We start from the raw sequence: 25,299 nt of genomic DNA on the forward strand, positions 1-25,299 counted from the left end.
CATGCCCGTCATCGACCGCATCGCCGGTTTCGCCGACGAGATCGCCGCTTGGCGGCACGATCTCCACGCGCATCCCGAGCTGCAATACGACGTGCACCGCACCGCCGGCTTCGTCGCCGACAAGCTGCGGGAATTCGGCTGCGACGAGGTCGCCACCGGCATCGGCCGCACCGGCGTCGTCGGCGTGATCCGGGGCCGGGGCCACGCCTCGAACCGAGCCATCGGCCTGCGCGCCGACATGGACGCGCTGCCGATCCAGGAGACCCGCGACCTGCCCTACCGCTCGACCGTGCCGGGCAAGATGCACGCCTGCGGACATGACGGGCACACCGCCATGCTGCTCGGCGCCGCCAAATACCTCGCCGAGACGCGCGACTTCGACGGGCGCGCCGTGCTGATCTTCCAGCCCGCCGAGGAGGGCGGCGGCGGCGGCGAGGCGATGGTGAAGGACGGGATGATGGAGCGCTTCGGCGTCGAGGCGGTCTACGGCCTGCACAACATTCCCGACCAGCCCCTCGGCACCTTCGCGATCCGGCCCGGCCCGATCATGGCCTCGACCGACCGCTTCACCATCCTGATCGAGGGCAAGGGCGGGCATGCGGCCCTGCCGCACGCGGCGGTGGATTCCGTGCTGGTGGCGAGCCACGTCGTGGTCGCCCTGCAATCGATCGTGTCGCGCAACGTGAAGGCGCTCGATTCCGCGGTGGTCTCGGTCTGCGCCGTCGAGGCGGGCCACGCCTTCAACGTGCTGCCGCAGCGGGCCGAGCTGCGCGGCACCGTGCGGGCGTTGACGCCCAAGGTGCGCGACCTCGTGCTGCGCCGGATCGAGGCGATCGTGACCGGTGTCGCCGGCGCCTTCGGGGCGGTCGCGACGGTCGATTTCGCCAGCGGCTACCCGGCCACCGAGAACCACCCGGCCGAGACCGACTTCATGGCCGACATCGCCGAGCAGGTGGTGGGGGCCGGTCACGTCGAGCGCGACGTGGCGCCGATGATGGCGGCGGAGGATTTCTCCTACATGCTGGCCCACCGGCCCGGCGCCTACATCTTCATGGGCAACGGGCCGTCCGCCGGTCTCCACCACCCGGACTACGACTTCAACGACGCGGCGATCCCCTACGGCGCCTCGCTCTGGGCCCGGATCATCGAGACGGGATTGCCGAAGGGGGCGTGAGGCCGGTTCGGGTCGATCGCCTCGGCGGAGCGCGCATCCCCTCGCCCCGCGTGCGGGGCGAGGGGGCCCGGCTGAGCCCGGAATGTCCTTCTCGAAACGAAAACGGGCCCCGCAGGGCCCGCATCGTCCGTAGTTTCGTCGAAACCCTTACCGGTAGGGGTTCATGCCGGTGCGGGAGACGTAGGAGGTCGGGTCGATCCCGTCGATGAACGAGAAATCGACGTTGCGGATCGCGGTCGAGCGGGCGCCGATGAACGGGCCGTTGGTGATCGGATCGGGCAGGATGCCGCCGCCGAAGCGGTCGTTGCGGCCGTAGACCGGGTTGAGCTGGTTCGAGGCGGCGATGAAGGCCGGGTTGGTGGCCGGGTTCGAGACCGAGCCGTTGCCCGGCTCCACCACGTTGCCGGCATCGAGCCAGGAGCGGGGACGGATGCGGATCGGCAGAGGCTGGCTCACGCGCACGTAACCGGGATTGCCGTAGGGACCCTGCGCCTCGGCCGCCGTCCCGAAGCCGATTGCCGTGAGGGTCATGGCGCCCAGGAGGGCGATCTTGGTCGAGCGCATGGCACACCTTGTTGATTGCGAGGGGACCGTATCGGGGCCTTCGTTAAGAATCCCGCCTGTTGCAGAGTAGACGTTCAGGCGTGGCCGTTGTTCCCCGATTGTGGCGGGGAGCCCATCATTTCCGCCGCCGTTTTGCCGCAATGTGTCTCACGGCACCCGCTCCCGCGGCCGGTCCGGCCATCGCGGCCATGGCGATCGATCCGGTGTGGTCGCCGGGCGCCCCGGCGACCGCTTCGGGCGCGCAGGCATCCGTCCCGCCCTTGCCCGTTTCGCCCTTGCCCGTTTCGCCTGCGCCGAGTGCCGCCGCGACCCGGCCCGAGAGGGTGATCCGCTCGATGGCGCAGGCCAGGGCCCGCTTCTCCGGCGCCTGGCCGAGGATGCCGCAGAGCCAGCCGTCGAGGCGCAGCGTGTTGAGGTCGAGGCTGCGGAAGCCCGTGCAGGTGCGGGCGCCGTCGCCGCTCAGCACCGTCTCGACCGTCTCGAAGCTGCCGTAGCGCGTCGCCACCACGCCGCGTTCGCCGGTGCGGGTGACGGACAGGCCCCGCCCGTCGGCGGCCCGGCGCACCAGGGTGACGAACAGGCTCGGGGCCGGCTCGGCGCGGGCGGTGCCGGGGTCGGTCGCGGTGACGAGGAGCCAGGGCGCCTCGATGGCGTCGAAGCTGCCCTGGCTCACGCTGTCCTCGCGCTGGCCGCGGGTGGGGTCCCAGCGGCTCGGCTCGGCCTGCGGGGGCGGGGCGGCCGGATCGGAGGCGGTGGCGATCAGGGTCAGGAGGGGCTCGGCCGAGGCGACCGCGCGCGGGGCCACGACCTCGCTGCGCGGCGGGTCGGTCCAGTCCCGCGGCTCCGGGGCGGTCATCCGGTCGCGGGCGGCGAGCGACAGGCCGCTGATGAGGGCGGCGCAGGCGGTGAGCTTCGCAGCGAGCCGGGCCCGGCGCAGCGGCCGGGGCCGGGCGAGGCCGCGCAGGTCCTGTCCGTCCGGGCTGTCGTCGCGCGCATCCGCGACGAAGGGTTCGTCGAGGCTGGGGGGCATGGCACGTCCTCGCGGCGGGAAGGGGATTGATCCCCACCTTGCCCGGCGCCCCGCACCACCCGGTTGCCGCGCCGGCGCCGTCCTCGTGATTCTCCACCCAAGGTGAATCGGCCGTTTCAACGGGGGCGCTTCGTCACCGCGCCTCACGCCGCCCCCGGCGCACCCCTTGACAGCCCGACGCGACGGTCCTCTTGCTCCGCACGCCGGAAAACCCACCTCGCTGCTTCGGGGCGGGCTCTTCCGCCTATGGATTCCCCGACGGCACGGCGTGGACGCCGCCCGAACGGGGAGCGGGCCGGTCTTTCCTCGATAAAGAGATCACGTCCGCGCAGCGGAGTTGGACAAATGGGTTACAAGGTCGCCGTCGTCGGAGCCACGGGCAATGTGGGCCGCGAGATGCTCGACATCCTGGCCGAGCGCGCCTTCCCGGCCGACGAGGTCGTGGCGCTCGCCTCGCGTCGCAGCCAGGGCCAGGAGGTCTCCTTCGGCGACAAGATTCTCAAGGTCAAAGTCCTCGACACCTACGACTTCTCCGACACGGACATCTGCCTGATGTCGGCGGGCGGCGAGGCCTCGAAGGAGTGGTCGCCCCGTATCGGGCAGGCCGGCTGCGTGGTCATCGATAACTCGTCGGCGTTCCGCTACGACGCCGACGTGCCGCTGATCGTGCCGGAAGTGAATGCCGACGCGGTCGAGGGTTTTACCAAGCGCAACATCATCGCCAACCCGAACTGCTCGACGGCGCAGCTCGTCGTGGCCCTGAAGCCCCTCCACGAGGCGGCGACGATCAAGCGCGTCGTGGTCTCGACCTACCAATCCGTCTCCGGCGCCGGCAAGGACGCCATGGACGAGCTGTTCAGCCAGACCCGCGCGGTCTTCACCGCCGGTGAGGTCGTCACGAAGAAGTTCACCAAGCGGATCGCCTTCAACGTCATCCCGCACATCGATGTGTTCATGGAGGACGGCTACACGAAGGAAGAGTGGAAGATGGTCGCCGAGACCAAGAAGATGCTCGATCCCAAGATCAAGCTCACGGCGACCGCGGTGCGGGTGCCGGTGTTCATCGGCCACGCCGAGGCCGTGAACGTCGAGTTCGAGCGCCCGCTCTCCCCCGAGCAGGCGACCGAAATTCTTCGCAATGCGCCGGGCGTCCTGGTGATCGATAAGCGCGAGAACGGCGGCTACATGACCCCGCACGAGGCCGCGGGCGAGGACGCCACCTACATCTCCCGCATCCGCGAGGACGCCACGGTCGAGAACGGCCTGAACTTCTGGTGCGTCTCGGACAACCTGCGCAAGGGCGCGGCGCTGAACGCCGTGCAGATCGCCGAGGTGCTGGTGAACCGCAAGCTGCTGAGCAAGGCGCGCCCGGCGGCCTGACGCTCACGACACCATCATCGACGTCGCGAAGCGCCGCCCCTCGGGGCGGCGTTTTCGTTTGGGTGGTGCCGGGCAGGCGACTGCCTTCTTTGGGACGAAAGTCCTGTAAAATGACTTAAGTCATAGAATGCATATCTTCCTGTTCCGGAGGCAGGAGGATCGAGGCATGAACCATCGCGGGAACCGTCGCGCCGAGGTCGCGGCCATTCGGGGTCTGCTGGCAGGGGCGGCGCTCGATCTTGAGGCGGTCCGGCTCGAACGGACCCTACGGCGCAAATTCTCCGAGGATCAGCCGCGGGCGCCCGCAGGCACAGTATGGAGCACCAGGATCGGTTCGATTGGATTTGCTGGAAAGAAGTGTACCGCAGACGGTATGCATCTATGATTACAAGACCGGCAACGCCAAGCTCACGCGGGAGCGTGCCCGTACCCTCGCAACCATGGCGAATACCTCTTTTCCCGGTACGATCCGAATCATTGTGACGCAGGTGAAACCTCGCTGATGACAACGGCTCGACAGGTCCGGCACTTGGTCCGTCCTCTCTTGGACCGGCACGCGGATCTTGCCTTGGTCACGGGTCACATGCTTTGGCTAACTCCTGTTGCACACGTCGCGAGGGAAATTTGGATTGATCGGACCCGATCAGCTCTTTATTTCAATCCAACATGGACTCTTAATCCTCTTTTCCTTCCTTTTCCGGGCCCTGTTTTGTATGCCGGCTTTTGTTGTGATTTCATCCGTCGGCCATTCAATGTTTATGAGCGAGCAAAACCCTGGTGCTGGGACGATCCGTCAATGCCGGCGGATTTTGTGGCCTGCGCCGACAAATCCTTGAAGCTCCTTCGCAGTGTAGACACGTTGCACGCTTGTCGCTCTTTGACCGAGGCGACCATGGAGCATACTTGGGGGAAAGATTTTTCCGAAAATCTTGTCTACGACATCGCGCTGGGAAATCTGAATTTGGCGCGTTGCTGGTGGCAACGGGTCGAGGCGTTGCCTGAATTGCACTATCCTCATCAAGATGCGCGATGGCGAACGTGGAGTCTGCGCATCCGCTCCCTGCGCGAGCCGCTGATGGACGACGACCGCGCGGCGCTCGCCGCGATCCTGCATCGGTGGGAGCGCGAGAACGTCGCTGGCACCAAAGCCGAAGCGATCTGGGCGCCGACCCCGTTCCCGCTGGAGGAGGTGGGCTGAGCGGGCCGGTGGTTCACCCTTCCCGCGCCACTGCCTCCAGCGCCCCCACATCCCCGCCGCCGATCAGCGCCAGATGCGCGGTGATCCGCTCCACCGGCCAGTCCCACCATGCGATCCGCTGCATCCGCGCGGCGTCTTCTTCCGAAAGGCGGCGGCGCACCACGCGGGCCGGATTGCCGGCGACGATCGCGTAGGGCGGCACGTCCTGGCTCACGACCGCATGCGCGGCCACCACCGCCCCGTCGCCGATGCGCACGCCGGGCAGGATCGTGCTCCGGAAGCCGAGCCACACGTCGTTCCCGATCACCGTGTCGCCGCGGTTGGGAAAGTTCAGCTCGCCGTCGAAGCGGCCGATCCAGTCGCCGCCGAAGATCGGGAACGGATAGGTCGAGAGACCGTCGAGGCGGTGGTTGCCGCCGTTCATCAGGAAGCGCGTGCCCGCCGCGATGGCGCAGAACGTCCCGATGGCCAGCCGGTCGCCGAGGAAGGGGAAGTGGTAGAGGATCGCGTCCAGGAAGGCCTGGGGCCCGGCCGGATCGTCGTAATAGGTATAGGCGCCAACCTCGACGTTCTTGGGGAGCGCGAGGTTGCGGACGAAGGTGACGCGGCTGTGGCCCGGCATGGGGTGCAGGGCGTCCGGGTCGGGGCCGGGGCGATGGGGCATGGCGGTCTCCTCTCGCATGAGGCGTCCATGAAAGCCGGCGATGGCAGGAGCGCGGCGCGCCTCATCGAATCGCTTGAATTCCGCGCGCGGCGGGTCTAAGTCACGGCTCAACATTTCTGGTGCAGTCGATAGGCTGCTTGCGGGAGTGGGTCCTCCGGGGCCCGCTCTTTTTTGTTTCCGCGAGCCTGTCCGCATTGGAACAGCCAAGTTCAACCCAAGTCGAGCGGGCCGGAAACGACAGCATGGCGGAGCCCACCGAGAAGCGTCTGGTCGGGGAGACGGGCGTCGCCGCGCGCGTCGCCCAGGTGGTCGAGGGTCCGATCGAGGGGCTCGGCTTCCGGCTGGTGCGGGTGAAGATCTCGAACGCCCAGGGCTGCACGGTGCAGATCATGGCCGAGCGGCCCGACGGCACCATGGGCGTGGACGAATGCGAGACCGTGAGCCGGGCGATCTCGCCGCTGCTCGATCTCGAGGACCCGGTCGGCGGCGCCTATTACCTCGAAGTCTCCTCGCCGGGCATCGACCGGCCGCTGGTGCGCGTCTCGGATTTCGAGCGCTGGGCCGGCTACGAGGCGAAGGTGGAACTGGCCGTGCCGCTGGACGGGCGCAAGCGCTTCCGCGGCATCCTCAACGTCCCGAGCCCCGATGGCGCGACCGTCGCCATCGACCTGCCCGATGTGAAGCCCGGCCTGCCGAGCCGGATCGAGCTGCCCCTGCGCGATCTGGCCGAAGCGCATCTCGTGCTGACCGACGACCTGATCCGCGAGTCGCTGCGGCGCGGTTCGGCCCCGCCCCAGGACGGCGACGACCTCGACGAAGAGGCGGAGGACGACGAGGACGGAGCCGAGGAGGCGCCGCAGTTCCGCGTCATCCCGCAGCCGAAGCGCCCGAAGCCGAAAGCCGACAAGCCGGTGAAGGCGAAGGGGCAGAAGCCGAAGGGCAAGCCCGGCCCCGGCGTCGTCACCAAGGCTGCCCGCCTGAAGAACCGCGACACGCTCCACTGAGCCTCGTCCCGAACGGTGGCTTCCGGCCATCGAACGAAGACGATGCTCCCCGAACACGGACGAAGACTCCGCCCCGAGGGGCGGGCGTTCACGAGACCGCACAAGAGGATAGACCCCATGGCCGTCGTCAGCGCCAACCGGCTCGAACTCCTGCAGATCGCCGACGCGGTGGCCCGCGAGAAGGTGATCGACCGCCAGATCGTCATCGAGGCGATGGAGGAGGCGATCGCCAAGGCCGCCCGCTCCCGCTACGGCGCCGAGACCGACGTGCACGCCGAGATCGACACCAAGAGCGGGGCGCTGCGCCTGTCGCGCCACCTGCTCGTGGTCGATCAGGTCGAGAACGACGCCCGCGAGATCACCCTCGATCAGGCCCGTCGCTACAATCCCGGCGCGCTGGTCGGCGACGTGATCTCCGACACCCTGCCGCCGTTCGATTTCGGGCGCGTGGCCGCGCAATCGGCCAAGCAGGTCATCGTCCAGAAGGTCCGCGACGCCGAGCGCGCCCGCCAGTACGACGAGTACAAGGACCGCATCGGCGAGATCCTCAACGGCGTCGTCAAGCGCGTCGAGTACGGCAACGTCATCGTCGATCTCGGCCGCGGCGAGGGCATCGTCCGGCGCGACGAGATGATCCCGCGCGAGACCTTCCGCCCCGGCGACCGCATCCGCTCCTACCTGTTCGACGTGCGCTCGGAAGTGCGCGGGCCGCAGATCTTCCTGTCGCGCTCGCATCCGCAATTCATGGCCAAGTTGTTCGGCCAGGAAGTGCCCGAGATCTACGACGGCATCGTCGAGGTGAAGGCGGTCGCCCGCGATCCGGGCTCGCGCGCCAAGATCGCCGTGATCTCCCGCGACGGCTCGATCGATCCGGTCGGCGCCTGCGTCGGCATGCGCGGCTCCCGCGTCCAGGCGGTGGTCGGCGAGCTGCAGGGCGAGAAGATCGACATCATCCCGTGGTCGCACGATCAGGCGACCTTCATCGTCAACGCGCTCCAGCCGGCGGAAGTCGTGAAGGTGGTGCTCGACGAGGAGGCCGACCGCATCGAGGTCGTGGTGCCCGACGACCAGCTCTCGCTCGCCATCGGCCGCCGCGGCCAGAACGTGCGGCTGGCCTCCCAGCTCACCGGCTGGGACATCGACATCCTCACCGAGGGCGAGGAATCGGAGCGCCGGCAGAAGGAGTTCGCCGAGCGCACGCAGGTCTTCATGGAGGCGCTCGACGTCGACGAGACCGTCGGCCAGCTGCTGGCGGCGGAAGGGTTCCGCAACGTCGAGGAGATCGCCTACGTCGACGTGGCGGAGCTCTCGAACATCCAGGGCCTCGACGAGGAGACCGGCGCCGAGATCCAGGCCCGCGCCCAGGATCACCTCGCCCGCATCGAGCAGGAGCAGGACGACCGCCGCCGCGAACTCGGCGTCGAGGACGAGCTGCGCGAGATCGACGGCGTCACCACCGCGATGATGGTGGCCTTCGGCGAGAACGAGGTGAAGTCGGTCGAGGATCTGGCCGGCTGCGCCACCGACGACCTCGTCGGCTACACCGAGGGCCGCGGCCCCGAGGCCGTGCGCCACGCGGGCTATCTCGACGGGTTCGAGCTGTCGCGGGCCGAGGCGGAGGCGCTCATCATGGCCGCCCGCCTCAAGGCCGGCTGGATCGAATCGCTGCCCGAGCCCGAGGGAGAGGCCGGTGAGGAAGGAGAGGCGGCCGAGGACGCCGAGTCCGCCGAAGGTGAGGCCGAGGCGCCCGCCGAGGGCGAGGCCCGTCCCGAGTCGCAGAACGCCTGAGGCGCGCGCGGGTGAGCGAGAGCACCGGCATGCAGGAGGCGCCCGAGGAGGCGCTTCCCCTCGACCGTGGGCCCGCCCGCGGCCGCGAGCCCCTGCGCACCTGCATCGTCACCCGCGTCACGCAAGCGCCCGAGGCGATGATTCGCTTCGTCCTCGGGCCCGACGGCACGGTGGTGCCGGACCTGCGCGCCCGGCTTCCCGGCCGCGGCGCCTGGGTCACGGCCAGCCGCGAGACGGTGGCGGCAGCGGTGAAGCGCCGCGCCTTCAACCGCGCTTTCAAGACGAGCGGCGTGAGCGTGGCGCCCGACCTGCCCGACCGCGTCGCCGAGGGCTTGCGCACGGACATGCGCCAGGCGCTGGCGCTTGCCAACAAGGCCGGCTGCGTCGTCACCGGCTTCGGCAAGGTCGAGGCGGCGATTCTCGGGGCCGAGAGTGTCGCGGCGGTGATTCACGCCTCCGACGCCATGCCGGACGGGCGTCGCAAGCTCGCAAACGCCTTGCGTCGGCGGCACGGCGAGGCCATATCGGGCATTCCCGTTATCGATGATCTGTCCAACCCCGAATTGGACATGGCCTTGGGGCGGGATCATGTGATACACGCTGCCCTCGTCGCGGGAGCCGGCACCACCGGCTATCTCGCGCGTTGGCGTCGGTTCCGGGCCTTCGAAGGGTTGGCGTCGGCGTCCGAGGTGGATGCCCCGCCCGATGCCGGCGCGACTGCCTTCGATTCGCACGACGATGTAATGACGTTGACTCGGCCGGGCTTGCCCGCCGCCGGCCGCGCTGACGATGGAAGCCCTCAGGGTTCAGACTGAATGAGCGATACGAACAATCCGGGTGACAAGACGCAGAACAGGGCCCCCTCGAAGCCGTTGACGCTGAAGCGCCCGGTCGAGCAGGGGACCGTGCGTCAGAGCTTCTCCCACGGGCGGTCGAAGTCCGTCGTGGTCGAGACGGTGAAGCGGCGCACGATCGGCGCCGCCCCCGGAACGAACGCGCCGCGCGAGCCCATCGCGGCTCCGCCGCCGCGTCCGGCATCGGTCGCGCCCGCGCCGACCCCGGCGGCCCGGCCCGCCGGCCGCTCCGCCTCGGGCGTCGTGCTGCGCACGCTCAGCGAGCAGGAGCGGGACGCCCGCGCCAGTGCGCTGGCCGATGCCCAGCGCCGCGAGGCCGAGAACCGCGCCCGCGCCGAGGCCGAGATCAAGGCCCGCCAGGAGCGCGAGGAGGCCGAGCGCCGCGAGCGCGAGGCCGCCGAGGCCCGCCGCCGCGAGGAGGAGGAGCGTCGCCGTCAGGAGGACGAGCTCCGCCGCAAGGCCGCCGAGGATTCGCGCCGCCGTGCCGAGGAGGAGGCCGCCCGCGCGGCCGCCGCTCCGGCGCCCGAGCCCGCCGCCCCGGCGGCTCAGGCCCCCGCGGCCGCCCAGGCTGCTTCGCCCGTCGCGTCCGCGACCCCCGCTCCGGCAACGGCCCGTCCGGCGGCCGCCGCTCCGGCGCGGCCTGCCGCCCCTGCGCGTCCGGCTTCTCCCGCCGCGGCCCGCCCGGCCGCGGGTGCCGCCCCGGCTCGTCCCGGTGCGCCCGCCCGTCCGGGTGCCGCGCGTCCCGTCGCTTCGGCCGCGCCGCGTCCGGCGACGCCGCAGCCGCCGGCCGAGCCGCGCCGCGTCATCACCGCGGACAACCGCAAGCCGCGCGACCTGAACTTCATGGCGAAGCCGGCCCCGGCGCCGGAGCCGGAGAAGGCGCCGACGCCGACCACCGCCGCCCGTCCCGCCGGTGCGGGCGCCGCGCGCCCGGCCGCGCGCCCCGGCGCTCCGGCGATGGAGGACGAGTCGGACACCAAGCGCGTGATCCGGCGTCCCGGCATGCCGCTCAAGATCATCACGCCGCCCAAGACGCCGAAGTCGCCGGGCGGCGACCGGAACCGTGGCCGCCTCACCATCGCCAACGCCACCGCGGGCGAGGATGAGCGCACCCGCTCCGTCGCCGCGTTCCGCCGCCGCCAGCAGCGGATGAGCGGGCACCGGCACGAGGAGCCCAAGGAGAAGATCGCCCGCGACGTGACGATCCCCGAGACGATCACCATCCAGGAACTCGCCAACCGCATGTCGGAGCGGGCCGTGGACGTCATCCGCCTGCTGATGAAGCAGGGCCAGATCCACAAGATCACCGACGTGATCGATTCGGACACGGCCCAGCTCATCGCCGAGGAGATGGGCCACACCGTGCGCCGCGTCGCCGAGTCGGACGTCGAGGAGGGCCTCAGCTCCGACGAGCCGGATCTGGAGGAGGATCTGGAGCCGCGTCCGCCGGTCGTCACGATCATGGGTCACGTCGATCACGGCAAGACCTCGCTGCTCGATGCGATCCGCAAGGCGAACGTGGTCGAGGGCGAGGCTGGCGGCATCACCCAGCATATCGGCGCCTATCAGGTGTCGGCGCCGTCGGGCGATCTCATCACCTTCATCGACACCCCCGGCCACGCGGCCTTCACCTCCATGCGTGCCCGCGGCGCCAAGGTGACGGACATCGTCGTGATCGTGGTGGCGGCCGATGACGGCGTGATGCCCCAGACCGTCGAGGCGATTCAGCACGCCAAGGCGGCGGGCGTCCCGCTCATCATCGCGATCAACAAGATCGACAAGCCGGACGCGAACCCCCAGCGGGTCCGCACGGAGCTGCTGCAGCACGACATCCAGGTCGAGTCGATGGGCGGCGAGACCCTGGAATTCGAGGTCTCGGCCAAGACCGGCGACGGTCTGCCCGACCTGCTGGAAGGCCTGCAGCTCCAGGCCGAGATCATGAACCTGCGCGCCAACGAGAAGCGCGACGGCGAAGGCACGGTGATCGAGGCCCAGCTCGACCGCGGCCGCGGCCCCGTGGCCACGGTTCTGGTCCAGCGCGGCACGCTGTTCACCGGCGACATCGTCGTGGCCGGCGCCGAGTGGGGCCGCATCCGGGCGCTGATCGACGACACCGGCAAGCACGTGCCCTATGCCGGTCCTTCGGTCCCGGTCGAGGTGCTCGGCTTCAACGGCACCCCGGATGCCGGCGACCGCGTGATCGTGGTGGCCAACGAGGCCCGCGCCCGCGAGGTCACCGAGTACCGCGCCCGCATCAAGCGCGAGCGCCTGAACGCCCGCACCGGCGGCGCCAACCGCTCGCTCGTCGACATGATGCGCGAGGCCAAGGAAGGCGCCAACCGCAAGGAACTGCCGATCATCATCAAGGGTGACGTGCAGGGTTCGGTCGAGGCGATCGTCGGCGCGCTCACGGCGCTCGGCAACGACGAGGTCGGCGTGCGCATCCTCCTGTCGGGGGTCGGCGGCATCACCGAGTCGGACATCACGCTCTCCAACGCCTCCAAGGCGGTGGTGATCGGCTTCAACGTGCGGGCCCACAAGGAAGCCCGCAACGCGGCCGAGCGTGACGGCACCGAGATCCGCTACTACAGCATCATCTACGACCTCGTGGACGACATCAAAGCCACGCTGTCGGGCATGCTGCCGCCGACGCTCCGCGAGGAGAAGCTCGGCGAGGCGCAGATCCTGCAGATCTTCGACGTGTCGAAGGTCGGCAAGATCGCCGGTTGCCGCGTCATGGAGGGCGTGGTCCAGCGCGGCGCCCATGTCCGCCTGCTGCGCAACGACGTGGTGATCCACGAGGGCCGGCTGTCGCAGCTCAAGCGCCTCAAGGACGACGCCAAGGAAGTCACGGCCGGCTACGAGTGCGGCATGTCCTTCCAGAACTACCAGGACATGCGGGTGGGCGATTTCATCGAGTGCTTCAACATCGAGGAAATCAAGCGCACGCTCTAAAGCGGCGCCCGCCTCACTGCCCTTCGGAAAGCGGGGCCGCGGCGAGAGCCGCGGCCCCTTTCCATTCACCACGAGCCTTCCGGCTCCACCAGAACGACATGGCTCAGAAACAGACCCCGTCCGGCCCCTCGCAGCGCCAGCAGCGCGTGGCCGAACTCGTGCGCCACGCGATCGCCGAGGTGCTCCAGCGCGGCGACATCCAAGACCCGGTGCTCGGCTCGCACGTCGTCACCGTGCCCGAGGTGCGCATGTCGCCCGACCTCAAGCTCGCCACCGCCTACGTCATGCCGCTCGGCGGCCAGGACGAGGCGCCGGTGATCGCCGCGCTTGAGCGGAACAAGAAGATTCTGCGCCAAGAGGTCGCCCGGCGGGTCAACCTCAAATACGCGCCGGAACTCCGCTTCCTCCGCGACGAGACCTTCGACGAGGCCGCTCGCATCGACCGGCTCCTCAGAAGCGACAAGGTTCAGCGGGACCTTGAGAGCGCGCCGCGGGACGGCGAAACGGATTCGTCCACGGACGATTGATCCGGAGCGGGCCGGCTTGGGCCGGCCCCATCTTCCGACGAAATCCGGGCCCGTGCGGGCCCGAAGACGGGACGAGTCTTCCCGAAAAACCCCCGTCGATCGAGGACAGGATGCAGGACGAAATTTCTTCCCCATCGTCGGACGAGGCGCCGCAGGCGCCGCGCGGCGAGGCCCGCCGCCATGACGGTCCGCCGCGCAACGGCCGCCGGCCCCAGCGCGGGCGCCCGCGCCACGACCGGCCGAAGAAGAACGACGTGAGCGGCTGGGTCGTGCTCGACAAGGGGGTCGGCATCACCTCGACGCAGGCCGTCGCCATCGTGAAGCGCCTGTTCAACGCCAAGAAGGCGGGCCATGCCGGCACCCTCGATCCGCTGGCCTCAGGCATCCTGCCGATCGCATTGGGCGAGGCCACCAAGACCGTCCCCTTCGTCATGGACGGCCGCAAGGCCTACCGCTTCGAGGTCAGCTGGGGCGTCGAGACCGACACCGACGACGCCGAGGGCAAACCCGTCGCCACCAGCGACGAACGCCCGACCCGCGAGGCGGTGGAAGCCGCGCTGCCGAACTTCGTCGGCGAGATCGAGCAGGTGCCGCCGCGCTTCTCCGCCATCAAGATCCAGGGCGAGCGCGCCTACGACCTCGCCCGCGACGGCGAGGTGGTGGAACTGGTCGCCCGCCGGGTGCAGATCGACCATCTCTCGGTGATCGAGCATAGCGGCGACCGCACCGTGATCGCCGCCGAATGCGGCAAGGGCACCTATGTCCGGGCGCTGGCGCGCGATCTCGGCCGGCTGCTCGGCTGCCACGGCCACGTCTCGGCCCTGCGCCGCACCCGCGTCGGCCCGTTCGAGGAGGCGAATGCCTGCAGCGTCGAGGCGCTGGAGGAAAGCACCGAGGCGCAGCTCAAGCCGGTCGAGACGGCCCTCGACGAGGTGCCCGCGGTGGCGGTGAGCCGCGACATGGGTCTGCGCCTGATGCGCGGCCAGCCGGTGATCCTGCGCGGCCAGGACGCCCCGATGGAAGGCAAGGCCTACGCGACCTGCGGCGGCGTGCTCGTGGCGGTCGGCGATGTCGAGCGCGGCGAACTGGTGCCGCACCGGGTGTTTCACTTAGGCGGAACGGCCCCGCAGCCGCGCAACTGATTCTTTTGAGATGAGCATCCCCCCTCCCCGCCTTGCGGGGAGAGGGCTTCGGCGACCCTGTCGTCGCCGAAGCGAGCCGGCAGGCGAAGGTGAGGGGGCATTTACGGATGAGCCTCTTCCGTCGAAGCCCCCTCACCGCCGCTCCGGCTTCGCCTCCGCTTCCCACAGGCACGACAAGGTGCCTGTGGGCCTCTCCCCGCGTGCGGGGGAGAGGGGTAGTCCCGCGCTCGCTCAGACCCCGCGCGCGATCTCCAATTCCCGCACGATCGCGTCGCCCATCTGCGTCGTGCTGATCGCGTCCTGACCCTCGCCGGCGATGTCGCGGGTGCGGGCGCCGGAGGCCAGCGCCTTGGTGATCGCGCCCTCCACGAGGTCGGCGGCCTCGCCCAGGCCGAACGAGTAGCGCAGGCACATGGCGAGCGAGCCGATCATCGCGATCGGGTTCGCGTAGCCCTTGCCGGCGATGTCCGGGGCCGAGCCGTGGACCGGCTCGTAGAGCGCCTTGCGGGTGCCGCGGGCATCGACCGCGCCGAGCGAGGCCGAGGGCAGCATTCCGAGCGAACCGGTCAGCATCGCGGCGACATCCGAGAGCACGTCGCCGAACAGGTTGTCGGTCACCAGCACGTCGAACTGCTTGGGCCGGCGCACCAGCTGCATGGCGCAGTTGTCGGCCAGCACGTGCTCCAGCTCGACCTCGGCGTAATGCTCGGCATGGACCTTGGTGACGACCTCCTTCCACAGGACGCCGGTCTTCATCACGTTGTTTTTCTCGGCCGAGGCGACGCGGCCCGAGCGCTTGCGGGCGAGGTCGAAGGCCACATGCGCGATCCGCTCGATCTCGGCGGTGGTGTAGACCTGGGTGTCGACGGCGCGCTTCGAGCCGTCTTCCAGCGTGGTGATCTCCTTCGGCTCGCCGAAATAGACGCCGCCGGTGAGCTCGCGCACGATCATGATGTCGAGCCCCTCGACCAGCTCGCGCTTGAGCGCCGAGGCCTCGGCGAGCGCCGGGTAGCAGATCGCCGGGCGCAGGTTGGCGAACAGGCCGAGATCCTTGCGCAGGCGCAGGAGGCCGGCTTCGGGGCGCAGGTCGTAGGCGATGCCGTTCCACTTCGGACCGCCGACGGCGCCGAGCAGGATCGCGTCCGCCGCGTCGGCCCGCGCCAGCGTCTCGTCGGAGAGCGGCTTGCCGTGGGCGTCGATGGCCGAACCGCCGACATGGCCGTGCTCGGTCTCGAACGAGGCCAGGCCCGCCTTTCCGAGCCAAGCCACCACCTTCTCGACCTCGGCCATCACCTCGGGGCCGATGCCGTCGCCGGGCAGGAGCAGGAGCTTGTAGGTGGACATGGCGGACTCGCAGGTTGGCAGGATGCCCCGCGCCTTATCGGTGCGGCGATCCTGCCGCAAGTCGCGCCTATCCGGCGAAAATCGTGGCGATCGCGTCCGGCCCCAGAATCCGGTATGCGCCCGCCGCCAGATCGTTCGGCAGCGTCAGCCCGCCGACCTTGTCGCGGTGGAGGGCATCGACGTGGTTGCCTAGGGCGGCGAACATCCGGCGGACCTGATGGTAGCGGCCCTCGTGCAGGGTCACCGTGCAGTGGGTGGCGTCCTCGGCCTCCATCTCCACCGGCAGCAGCGGCTTGTCTTCGCCCTCCAGCATCAGTTCGCCGGAAGACAGGATCGCCGCCTCGTCGCCCTGCAGCGGGCGGGCGAGGCTCACCCGGTAGCGTTTGGACACCTTGGCCTTCGGGGCGATGATCCGGTGCAGCAGGGCGCCGTCGTCGGTGAGCAGCAGCAGGCCCGAGGTCTCCTTGTCGAGGCGGCCGACGGTGGAGAGCGCCGGATCGCGGCGGCGCCAGCGCTCGGGCAGCAGGCTGTAGACCAGCGGCCCCGCCTCCTTGTGCGAGCAGGTGACGCCCAGCGGCTTGTGCAGCATCAGGCACAGGCCCGGCAGCGGATCGAGCGGCTCGCCCATCACGCTCATGCGGACCGGAAGGTCGGAGTCGAGGGGGATGCGGGCGGAGGCGTCGGTCAGCGGCTGCCCGTCGCGGAGGATGCGGCGGGCACGGGCCAAACCCTCGATCTCCCGGCGCGAGCCGTAGCCGAGATTAGCGAGCAGCCGGTCGAGGCGCAGGGCCTTCATTTGCGGGCCTCGAACAGCTTGTAGCCGCCTTCCGTCACCGTGGGCGTGACGGTCTTGAACGCGGCGCGGAGCGGCGCCTCGTAGGGCAGGTGGGCGTTGGCCACGAGGTAGAGGGTGCCGCCGTTGCGAAGCGCGGCCGCCGCGCGGGTGATGAACGCCTTGCCCAGCGCCTGATCCTCGGCGCCGCCATCGTGGAAGGGCGGGTTGGTCACGACGAAGTCGAGGCCGGTCAGCCCCGGCTCGGACCCGCGCAAGTCGGCCCAATACGCGCTCGCGCGGGCTTCGCCGACATTGCGCCGGGCCATCTCGATCGCCCGGCGGTCGATGTCGATCATCGCGAGCGCCGTGACCTTCTCCGAGTGCAGAACCGCGAGTGAGAGGATGCCGAGGCCGCAGCCGAGATCGGCGCCCTTGCCCGACAGGCTCGGCAGGTGGCGCAGCAGCAGCGCCGTGCCGGGATCGAGCCGGTCCCAGGAGAAGATGCCGGGCTGGGTGCACAGGCCGAGATTGTCGATGTGGCGCGGGCGCCCCGCCTGGATCGCCTCGTCGAGACCAGCGGGCACGGCGGGGCGCGTGGCGGCACAGATGCGATGATGGCGCTTGGCCTCCTCGGTGATCGCGCAACCGAGTCCGCGCAGCTCCTTGGCCAGGCGCGTGCCGCCCTTGTCCTTCGGCGCCAGCACCGTGAGCTGCCCGCCGGGCTTCAGCGCCCGCAGCGCCAGCGCCAGAACGTAGCGCCGCTCGACCGTGCCGGGGGGCGCCAGCAGCACCGCATGCTCCAGGCTGTCGGGGGCGATGTCTTCGAGCCGGGCGGAATCGGGGATCAGCGGCGAGACCTGCGCGGCGCCCTCGGGCACCGCGACGAGTTCGGCCGGCGGCAGGCCGTGGACGATGGCGTCAGGGGCAGGGGGCATGGACTCGCATCAACTGGCTTTCGGTTCTTGCGTTCCCGGCTTCCCCGCCTCCTCCACGTGGTCCTGACGTGCTGCGAAGCGGCCTCGAAGGCGGGCTCCCGCTCATCGCGCGATTCTGGGAGCCCTCCGTCGAGGGCGCCGCTTCGCGCCGCCACATCAGGATGAGGGGAGGGGATCGGAGGGGAAGCGAAAAAAGAGAAAGTTAACCCGTCGGGAATTCCAGCCCCATCTCCCGGTAGCGGGCGGGGTCGTCGGCCCAGTTCTCGCGAACCTTCACGTGTAGGAACAGGTGGACCTTGGCCTCGGCCGCCTCGCAAATCTCGATGCGCGCGGCCTGCCCAATCGCCTTGATGGTCTGGCCGTTCTTGCCGAGCACGATGGAGCGCTGGCTCTCGCGCTCGACGAAGATGGTCTGCTCGATCCGCACCGAGCCGTCGGGCCGGACCTGCCACTGGTCGGTCTCGACGGTGGAGCGGTAGGGCAACTCCTCGTGGAGCCGGTCGTAGATCTTCTCCCGGGTGATCTCGGCGGCCAGCATCCGCAGCGGCGCGTCGGAGACCTGATCCTCGGGGTAGAGCCAGGGGGAGGGCGGCATCCGCTGGGCCAAGGCCTCGCGCAGGCGCTCGATGCCGTCGCCCTTGAGCGCCGAGATCATGAAGGTGTCCTCGAACGGCACCTCGGCGTTCAGCTTGGCGGCGAGTTCGAGCAGGCGCTCGCGGGGGATCAGGTCGATCTTGTTGAGGATCAGGATTTTCGGCCGCTTCACCTCGGGCAGGCGGCGGATGATGGTCTCAACCTCCTCGTCCATCCCTTTTCGAGCATCGACCAGCAGGCAGACCGCGTCGGCATCGGCCGCGCCGCTCCAGGCCGAATGCACCATCGCCCGGTCGAGGCGGCGCTTGGGTGCGAAGATGCCGGGGGTGTCCACCAGGATGATCTGGGCGGCGCCCTCCATGACGATGCCGCGTACCAGCGCCCGCGTCGTCTGCACCTTGCGCGAGACGATCGAGACCTTGGCGCCGACGAGGGCGTTGAGCAGCGTCGACTTGCCCGCATTCGGCACGCCGATCAGCGCGACGAAGCCGGCGCGCGTGTCCTGCGGCTGCCTCTGTTCGGTCGGGGCGTCTGCCGCGTCGTCTTCAGCCATGGGTGTTGTCCTGATCCTGGGTGCCGCCGATGCCCTCGCGGGCCAGCACGGCGCGGGCGGCCTCCTGCTCGGCCACGCGCTTGGAATTGCCCTCGCCGTAGCCCGGTTCGATCCCATCGACCCGCACGGCGATGCGGAAGACCGGGGCGTGGTCGGGGCCGGAGCGATCCACCACCTCGTAGAGCGGAATCGCGAGGCTGCGCGCCATCGCCCATTCCTGCAACGACGATTTGGCGTCGCGCCCGCGCGGGGCGCCGGTGACCTCGCCGGGGCGGAAGGCCGCCTGCACGATGGCCTTGGTGGCCGGATAGCCGGCATCGAGGAAGACCGCGCCGAGGATCGCCTCGCAGACGTCGGCCAGGATGGTCTGGTTGCGCCGCCCGCCGGTCTGGACCTCGCCGGGGCCGAGATTGAGATGGGGGCCGACCTCCCAGGCCTCGGCCACGGCGGCGCAGGTCTCCCGCCGCACGAGGCCGGCGAGACGGCGCGACAGCTCGCCCTCCTCCGCCTCGGGGAAGGCGGTGTAGAGGCTCTCGGCAATCGCGAGCCCCAGCACGCGGTCGCCCAAGAACTCGAGGCGCTGGTAGCTGCCGACCCGGCCGGTATGGCCGGCCTTGCTGACATGGGTCAGCGCCAGCGGCAGCAGCGTGGAGTCGGTGAAGTGATGGCCGATGCGGGCCTCCAACACGTCGAGGCCCGGCCGCGGCCGCTGGGCGCGCCGGGCACGGCTGGAGCGCGGGGCGCTCTCGTCGGACGCGCTCAACGCCGCCCGCCCCTCGAGAGGGCGGGACTTCCTGCCGATTCCGTGATCACGGTGAAATGGTAGAGCGTCAGTGGATCGTCGTGAAGAGGCGGTTCCAGCGGACATCCGCGGGCCAGCGCCAGAGCTGCCAGGCAGGCGTGCGCTCGTCGATCGAGAAGAAGATCATCTCGGCCCGGCCGACGAAGTTCTCGAACGGGACGTAGCCGACGCTGGACAGGTCGCGCGAATCGGTCGAGTTGTCGCGGTTGTCGCCCATCATGAAGTAGTGCCCGTCGGGCACCGTGTAGACGGTGGTGTTGTCCCAGAAGCCGCGGTCGCCGTCGCGCTCGATCACCTTGTGGGTGACCCCGCCCGGCAGGGTCTCCATGTACTGGGCGACCTTCACGGTCTGGTCGAAGGCGTCGAGGGTTTCGTAATCGGCGATACGCTCGCGCTTGACCGGCTTGCCGTTGATGTTGAGCACGCCCTCGATCATCTGGATCTTGTCGCCGGGCAGGCCGATGACGCGCTTGATGTAGTCGGTGGCGTTGTCTTTCGGCAGCTTGAACACGGCGATGTCGCCGCGCTTCGGCTCGGCTGCCCAGACCCGCCCATGCGCCTCGAACGGCAGGTACTCCGACAGCGGCAGGGAGTATTTCGAGTAGCCGTAGGTGTACTTCGACACGAACAGATAGTCGCCGATCAGCAGCGTCGGGATCAGCGAGCCCGAAGGGATGTTGAACGGTTGGAACAGAAGCGTGCGCACGACGAGGGCGATCAGCAGCGCCTGGACGCCGACCTTCACGGTCTCGCGGATGCTTTCCCAGGTGCCGGGTTCCGCCGCCCGGATCTCCGATTTGCTGTCGCGATCCACGCGTGCGTGTTCCATGTCTTCTGTGGCCGTCGCAGCGATCCGGGGCCGACGCGCGGTCCGAGACCGACCGCCGTCCCTTCGTTCTGCTGGGCGGGGGGTCTAGACCATGCGCGGCCCGCCCGCAACGCGGGGATAAGCCGGCTCAGCCTTGTATATGCTTCAGGGCTGAGCCGCCGGGACCGCTTCGATCATCACGAAGGCTTGTGCCAGAGGCGGTTCGTCGGTGAGCGTGATGTGCAGCCGCGCTTCGTAGCCTTCCGGCACCATGCGGGCGAGGTGTTCCTGCGCACCCCCCGTCAGTCGCAGCGTCGGCTGGCCGCCGGGGAGGTTCACCACCTCCATGTCGCGCCAGAACACCCCCTGGCCGATGCCGGTGCCGAGCGCCTTGGCGCAGGCCTCCTTGGCGGCGAAGCGCCGGGCATAGGACGGGGCGCGCGCCGCCCGCCGGTCGCACTTCGCCCGCTCGCCCTCGGTGAAGACCCGATGGGTGAAGCGCTCGCCGTACTTGTCCAGCGAGTTCTCGATCCGGCGGATGTCGCAGAGATCGGTGCCGATGCCGAGGATCATGGTTTCTTCCTGGGCTCGCGAGATTTCGCGCGTTCCCCTCCCCCTTGTGGGGGGCGGGGTGGGGGGTGGTTCAGGATGAGGCGCTGCGGTGCCTTCTGCACCACCCCCACCTCCCTCCTCCCCACAAGGGGGAGGAGCGATGCCTTCGGCTACCGTCGCGCCCGGTCCATCGCCGCCCGCATGTCGTGCACCGCCTGCCGCAGCCCCACAAAAATCGCCTCGGCGATCAGCGCGTGGCCGATGTTCAACTCGCGCAGCTGCGGCACGGCCGCGACCGGGCCGACGCTGTCCAGCGTCAGGCCGTGGCCGGCATGGATTTCGAGGCCGAGCCCGGCGCCGTGGGCGGCGGCGCGCACGATCCGGTCGAGTTCGTGCGCCACGCGCGCGGAATCGCCCGCCACGGCCGCTTCGCAGTAGCTGCCGGTGTGGAGTTCGACGACAGGCGCGCCGAGGGCGTGGGCCGCCTCCATCACCGCCTCGTCGGGCTCCACGAACAGCGAGACGCGGATGCCGGCTTCCCTCAGTGTCGCGATGCGCGGCGCCAGATGCGCGCGCGCGCCGACGATGTCGAGGCCGCCCTCGGTGGTGCGCTCCTCGCGCTTCTCCGGCACGAGGCAGGCGGCGTGCGGCCGGGTGTGGAGCGCGATGCCGACCATCTCGTCGGTCGCCGCCATCTCCAGGTTCAGCGGCACCGGCAGCGCCTTCAGGGCGGCGATGTCGGCATCCCGGATGTGGCGGCGATCCTCGCGCAGATGCGCGGTGATGCCGTCGGCGCCCGCCGCCACGGCCTCCTGGGCGGCGCGCACCGGATCGGGCATGGACCCGCCGCGGGCGTTGCGGACGGTGGCGACGTGATCGATGTTCACGCCCAGGCGCAGGGACGACACGGCTGTTCTGCCCGTTCAAAAGGGTTGGGACGCCGGTTTAGCGGCTGCTGCCGGGGCTTGGAAGCGGCTCCGGCGCGGGGTTTTGGCGCGGCGGGCGCAGTTGCGCGGGCGGCGGAAGTGCCCAGATTGAGGCGCGGCCGTTCCGGCCGGTTTGCGAAACAATCGAGCGCGCATGCACGGCACGTTGTCCCGGCCGGATTCCCCGTCGCCCCGGCCGGCCGCCTCCCGGCTGCCGCTGACCCTGCGCCTCGCCTTGCGCGAACTGCGCGGCGGGCTCTCGGGCTTTCGCGTCTTCATCGCCTGCATCGCGCTGGGTGTCGCCGCGATCAGCGGCGTCACCTCCATTGCCGCCTCGCTCTCGGGTGGGCTCGGGCGTGAGGGCCGACGCATCTTAGGCGGCGACCTCACCTATTCGCTCGTCAACCGCGAGGCCTCGCCCGCCGAGCGCGCGGTGCTCGCCGAGCGGGGGCCGCTCTCCGAAGTCGCGACGCTGCGGGCCATGGCGGTGGCGGGAGACGGCGCGGCTTTGGTCGAGCTGAAGGCCGTCGATGCGTCGTACCCCGCGGTCGGCACGCTCGAGACCGATCCAGCCAAGCCCTTGCCCGAACTGCTCTCTGAGCGCGACGGGATCTACGGCGCGGTCGCCGACCCGGCGCTGATGACCCGCCTCGACCTCAAGCCCGGCGACCGGGTGACGCTCGGTGGCTTCCCCGTCCAGATCCGTGCCACGCTGGTCTCGGAGCCCGACAAGATCGCCGCCGGCGTCGGCTTCGGCCCGCGGCTGATGATTTCGCTTGCGGCCCTGCGCGCCACCGGCCTGATCCAGCCCGGCAGCCTCAACCAGTGGAGCTACCGCCTCCAGCTTCCCGGCCTCGACGACGCGCAACTGACCGCCGCGGATGCCGCGATCCAGAAGGCGCTGCCGGAGGCCGGCTTCCAGATGCGCGCGCGCACCAATGCCGATCCGCGCTTCGCCAAGGGCATCGAGCGCTTCACCCAGTTCCTGACCCTGGTCGGGCTCACCGCCCTCATCGTCGGCGGGGTCGGCGTGGCCAATGCCGTGCGGGCCTTCGTCGATGGACGGCGCGGCGCCATCGCGACGCTGAAAAGCGTCGGCGCACCGGGCTCGCAGGTGGTCGGGCTCTATCTCGTGCAGGTGATGCTGATCGCCTCGCTCAGCACCCTGCTCGGGCTCGTGCTCGGCGCCGCCCTGCCATTCCTCCTCGACTTCGCCTTGCGCGACCAGCTTCCGCTGCCGCTCGATCCCGAGATCGCGCCGGGCCGCCTCGCGCTCGCCGCCGCCTACGGGCTCTTGACCGCGCTCGCCTTCGCGATCCTGCCCTTGGGGCGCGCCCACGACGTGCCGGTGGCGAGCCTGTTTCGCGACGGGGTCGATCCCGAGCGGCGCCGGCCCCGCACCCGCTACCTCGTCGGCCTCGCCCTGGCGCTCCTGGCCTTGGCCGGTCTCGCCCTCGTCACGGCGTTCGACCGCAAGGTCGCGCTCTTTTTCATGATCGCCGCCGCCTTCGCCTTCGGGGGCCTGCGCCTCGTCGCCGCCGGCATCATGGCGCTCGCCGCCCGCCTGCCCCGGCCGCGGGCGATGGCGCCGCGGATGGCGCTCGCCAACCTCCACCGCCCCGGCGCGCTGACGCCCGCGGTGGTGCTGTCGCTCGGCCTCGGCACGACGCTGCTGGTGACGCTCGGTGCCATCGACGCCAACATCACCCGGGCCCTCGAAAGCTCTCTGCCGGGCCGCGCCCCGAGCCTGTTCTTCCTCGACGTGCCGTCGCGCGATGCGGAAGCCTTCTCGGCCTTCCTTGGGTCCCGCGCGCCCGACGCCAAGATCGAGCGGGTGCCGATGATGCGCGGCCGCATCACCGCCCTGAACGGCGTGCCCGCAGGCCAGATCAAGCCGCCGGAGGACGCGGCCTGGATCCTCGACGGCGACCGCGGCATCACCTACGCCGAGATCCTGCCCGAGGGTTCGCAGATCCTCGACGGAAAGTGGTGGAACGCGGAAGAAGCGCGCCAGCCCCTGGTCTCGTTCGAGTCGGACGCCGCCCGCGCGCTCGGCCTCAGCGTCGGCTCCAGCGTGACCGTCAACGTGCTCGGCCGCGCCATCACCGCGAAGGTCGCCAACCTCCGCAAGGTCGAGTGGCGCTCGCTCGGCATCAACTTCGTGATGGTGTTCTCCCCCGGCACGTTTCGTGGGGCGCCGCATGCCGACCTCGCGACGCTGACCCTCCCCAACGGCCCCGAGCCCAAGCTCGAGGCCGAGATCGTCCGCGACGCCGCCAAGGCCTTCCCCTCCGTCACCAGCGTGCGGGTGAAGGACGCGCTCGATGCGGTCAACGACCTCGTCCACAAGCTGACGCTGGCGATCCGCGGCGCCAGCGTGGTGGCGATCCTCACGAGCCTGCTCGTGCTCGCCGGGGCGCTCGCCGCCGGGCACCGGGCCCGGCTCTACGACGCGGTGGTGCTCAAAGTGCTCGGCGCCACGCGCAAACGGCTTCTCCTGGCCTATCTCCTCGAATACGGTGCCCTGGGCGCGGTCACCGCCGCCTTCGGGATCCTGGCCGGGACGCTGGCCGGCTGGGGCATCGTCGCCCGGGTGATGCGGCTCGACTTCCGCCCCGATCCGGCGGGCGCCCTGATTGTCGCGGGCCTCGCCGTCGCCTTCGCGGTGATCGTCGGGCTGGCCGGCACGTGGCGCATCCTCGGCCAGAAGCCGGCGCCCTATCTGCGACAGTTCTGAGACATGTTCCCCAACGTCGCAAGACGTGTCTTAATCCCGCGCGATGGTTAAAAAGTTTCGTCCCTGGAACGACTTGAAATCTTAGGCGGGAGCTTCACCGCCCTCTTGTCTGTGACTGTCCGAGCGAACATATTCGGGCATGAGGCGCGCCCGACGCGCCGGGGTTCGCGCGTGGACCTCGTATCGATCCCGCGCCGGGAGCTTCCAAGGGAAACTTTCATGGCATTCGACAACAGCCCGTTCCGCTACGGTGCCCAGCCGCAGGGATACGCCGGCTCCCAGGTCGAGGTCGACCAGGGCCTGCGCAGCTTCATGCTGGGCGTCTACAACAACATGGTCGTCGGCCTCGGGATCTCGGGTCTCGTGGCGCTCGGCCTCAACATGGCCGCCGTCGCGCAGACGGGCGCCGGCCGTGTCGCGCTCACCCCGTTCGGCCAGTTCCTCTACACCAGCCCCTTCAAGTGGGTGCTGATGCTGGCGCCGCTCGCCTTCATCTTCGTCTTCTCCTTCCGGATGGACCGGATGTCGGCGGCTTCGGCGCGGGCGACATTCTGGGCCTTCGCGGCGGTGATGGGCGCCTCCATGTCCACCCTGCTGCTGGTGTTCACCGGCGCCAGCGTGGTGCGGGTGTTCTTCATCACGGCGGCCAGCTTCGGCGCGCTCAGCCTCTACGGCTACACGACGAAGCGTAGCCTGTCGGGCATGGGTTCGTTCCTGATCATGGGCGTGATCGGCCTCGTGATCGCCTCGCTGGTGAACATCTTCCTGGCCTCGAGCGCGCTGCAGTTCGCGATCTCGGTGCTCGGCGTGCTGATCTTCGCAGGCCTCACCGCCTACGACACGCAGAAGCTCAAGGAGATGTTCCTCTACAGCGGCCTCGACGCCGAGGGCGCGGCCAAGATGTCGGTCAACGGCGCCCTGACGCTGTATCTCGACTTCATCAACATGTTCCAGTTCCTGCTCCAGCTGGTCGGCGACCGCCGCTAAGCCAGG

At 69.9% G+C, this 25,299-nt stretch carries 22 protein-coding genes; 11 read left to right on the top strand and 11 right to left on the bottom strand.

The genetic code is table 11. The features are described from left to right. Position 1 precedes the first annotated feature (1 nt). Positions 2-1,174: a M20 aminoacylase family protein gene (locus tag BM140_RS02810; RefSeq protein ID WP_091941796.1), complete on the top strand. Its 1,173-nt coding sequence runs from the start codon at positions 2-4 to the stop codon at positions 1,172-1,174. A 147-nt stretch (positions 1,175-1,321) separates the two neighbouring features. On the opposite strand, the gene BM140_RS02815 is transcribed toward BM140_RS02810, so the two are convergent. Together BM140_RS02815 and BM140_RS02820 are read right to left on the bottom strand one after the other, a co-directional pair. After that, on the bottom strand, positions 1,322-1,738 hold the full coding sequence (locus BM140_RS02815; RefSeq protein ID WP_091941798.1) for a hypothetical protein: 417 nt from the start codon (positions 1,736-1,738) through the stop codon (positions 1,322-1,324). Positions 1,739-1,853: 115 nt separating this feature from the next. Further along, positions 1,854-2,768, bottom strand: coding sequence for a hypothetical protein (locus BM140_RS02820; RefSeq protein WP_244535266.1), 915 nt, complete (start codon positions 2,766-2,768; stop codon positions 1,854-1,856). A 345-nt stretch (positions 2,769-3,113) separates the two neighbouring features. Between BM140_RS02820 and BM140_RS02825 the strand changes: the two genes are divergently transcribed. Further along, positions 3,114-4,148 carry an aspartate-semialdehyde dehydrogenase gene (locus tag BM140_RS02825; RefSeq protein WP_091941800.1) on the top strand — a complete coding sequence of 345 codons (1,035 nt, stop codon included), beginning with the start codon at positions 3,114-3,116 and terminating at the stop codon, positions 4,146-4,148. Positions 4,149-4,716: 568 nt separating this feature from the next. Then, positions 4,717-5,346: a hypothetical protein gene (locus BM140_RS25325; RefSeq protein WP_131803731.1), complete on the top strand. Its 630-nt coding sequence runs from the start codon at positions 4,717-4,719 to the stop codon at positions 5,344-5,346. Positions 5,347-5,359: 13 nt separating this feature from the next. Here BM140_RS25325 and BM140_RS02830 read toward each other — a convergent pair whose 3' ends face one another. Further along, the gene (locus tag BM140_RS02830; RefSeq protein ID WP_091941802.1) at positions 5,360-6,010 is read right to left on the bottom strand and encodes a CatB-related O-acetyltransferase; all 651 of its coding nucleotides are present in this window, start codon (positions 6,008-6,010) and stop codon (positions 5,360-5,362) included. Between the two features lie 242 nt (positions 6,011-6,252). Here BM140_RS02830 and rimP point away from each other — a divergent pair, with 242 nt between their 5' ends. The 6 genes from rimP to truB all read left to right on the top strand — a co-directional run bounded on the left by rimP (position 6,253) and on the right by truB (position 14,280). Beyond that, positions 6,253-7,014, top strand: coding sequence for a ribosome maturation factor RimP (rimP, locus tag BM140_RS02835; protein ID WP_091941804.1), 762 nt, complete (start codon positions 6,253-6,255; stop codon positions 7,012-7,014). 117 nt (positions 7,015-7,131) lie between these two features. Further along, positions 7,132-8,802 (top strand): transcription termination factor NusA, encoded by a 1,671-nt coding sequence (gene nusA / locus BM140_RS02840; protein ID WP_091941806.1) that lies wholly within the window; start codon positions 7,132-7,134, stop codon positions 8,800-8,802. 29 nt (positions 8,803-8,831) lie between these two features. Then, a complete protein-coding gene (locus tag BM140_RS02845; RefSeq protein WP_091941808.1) occupies positions 8,832-9,617 on the top strand; it encodes an RNA-binding protein in 786 nt (261 codons plus the stop codon). Then, positions 9,618-12,611 carry a translation initiation factor IF-2 gene (infB, locus tag BM140_RS02850; RefSeq protein WP_091941810.1) on the top strand — a complete coding sequence of 998 codons (2,994 nt, stop codon included), beginning with the start codon at positions 9,618-9,620 and terminating at the stop codon, positions 12,609-12,611. 98 nt (positions 12,612-12,709) lie between these two features. Then, positions 12,710-13,138, top strand: a complete 429-nt coding sequence (gene rbfA / locus BM140_RS02855) for a 30S ribosome-binding factor RbfA (protein ID WP_091941812.1) — start codon at positions 12,710-12,712, stop codon at positions 13,136-13,138. Positions 13,139-13,248: 110 nt separating this feature from the next. Beyond that, positions 13,249-14,280 carry a tRNA pseudouridine(55) synthase TruB gene (truB, locus tag BM140_RS02860; RefSeq protein WP_091941814.1) on the top strand — a complete coding sequence of 344 codons (1,032 nt, stop codon included), beginning with the start codon at positions 13,249-13,251 and terminating at the stop codon, positions 14,278-14,280. Positions 14,281-14,511: 231 nt separating this feature from the next. Here truB and leuB read toward each other — a convergent pair whose 3' ends face one another. The 8 genes from leuB to BM140_RS02905 form a co-directional block, all read right to left on the bottom strand. After that, positions 14,512-15,624 (bottom strand): 3-isopropylmalate dehydrogenase, encoded by a 1,113-nt coding sequence (leuB, locus tag BM140_RS02870; RefSeq protein WP_091942649.1) that lies wholly within the window; start codon positions 15,622-15,624, stop codon positions 14,512-14,514. A 67-nt stretch (positions 15,625-15,691) separates the two neighbouring features. After that, a complete protein-coding gene (locus tag BM140_RS02875) occupies positions 15,692-16,420 on the bottom strand; it encodes a pseudouridine synthase (protein WP_091941818.1) in 729 nt (242 codons plus the stop codon). After that, positions 16,417-17,334 carry a class I SAM-dependent methyltransferase gene (locus tag BM140_RS02880; RefSeq protein ID WP_091941820.1) on the bottom strand — a complete coding sequence of 306 codons (918 nt, stop codon included), beginning with the start codon at positions 17,332-17,334 and terminating at the stop codon, positions 16,417-16,419. The genes BM140_RS02875 and BM140_RS02880 overlap by 4 nt, the downstream gene beginning before the upstream one ends. Before the next feature lie 202 nt (positions 17,335-17,536). Next, positions 17,537-18,481 (bottom strand): GTPase Era, encoded by a 945-nt coding sequence (gene era, locus BM140_RS02885; RefSeq protein ID WP_091941822.1) that lies wholly within the window; start codon positions 18,479-18,481, stop codon positions 17,537-17,539. Then, positions 18,474-19,244: a ribonuclease III gene (gene rnc / locus BM140_RS02890; RefSeq protein ID WP_091941824.1), complete on the bottom strand. Its 771-nt coding sequence runs from the start codon at positions 19,242-19,244 to the stop codon at positions 18,474-18,476. Before rnc ends, era begins: the two co-directional genes overlap by 8 nt. Before the next feature lie 67 nt (positions 19,245-19,311). After that, positions 19,312-20,112, bottom strand: coding sequence for a signal peptidase I (gene lepB, locus BM140_RS02895; protein ID WP_091941826.1), 801 nt, complete (start codon positions 20,110-20,112; stop codon positions 19,312-19,314). Positions 20,113-20,256: 144 nt separating this feature from the next. Beyond that, positions 20,257-20,664 carry a holo-ACP synthase gene (gene acpS / locus BM140_RS02900; RefSeq protein ID WP_091941829.1) on the bottom strand — a complete coding sequence of 136 codons (408 nt, stop codon included), beginning with the start codon at positions 20,662-20,664 and terminating at the stop codon, positions 20,257-20,259. A gap of 149 nt (positions 20,665-20,813) precedes the next feature. Further along, positions 20,814-21,551: a pyridoxine 5'-phosphate synthase gene (locus tag BM140_RS02905; protein WP_091941831.1), complete on the bottom strand. Its 738-nt coding sequence runs from the start codon at positions 21,549-21,551 to the stop codon at positions 20,814-20,816. A gap of 172 nt (positions 21,552-21,723) precedes the next feature. Here BM140_RS02905 and BM140_RS02910 point away from each other — a divergent pair, with 172 nt between their 5' ends. Both BM140_RS02910 and BM140_RS02915 read left to right on the top strand, forming a co-directional pair. Next, a complete protein-coding gene (locus tag BM140_RS02910; RefSeq protein ID WP_091941833.1) occupies positions 21,724-24,306 on the top strand; it encodes an ABC transporter permease in 2,583 nt (860 codons plus the stop codon). Between the two features lie 219 nt (positions 24,307-24,525). Then, positions 24,526-25,293, top strand: a complete 768-nt coding sequence (locus BM140_RS02915) for a Bax inhibitor-1/YccA family protein (protein WP_091941835.1) — start codon at positions 24,526-24,528, stop codon at positions 25,291-25,293. Positions 25,294-25,299 lie beyond the last annotated feature (6 nt).

This window comes from Methylorubrum salsuginis, assembly GCF_900114375.1.
Lineage (GTDB): Bacteria > Pseudomonadota > Alphaproteobacteria > Rhizobiales > Beijerinckiaceae > Methylobacterium > Methylobacterium salsuginis.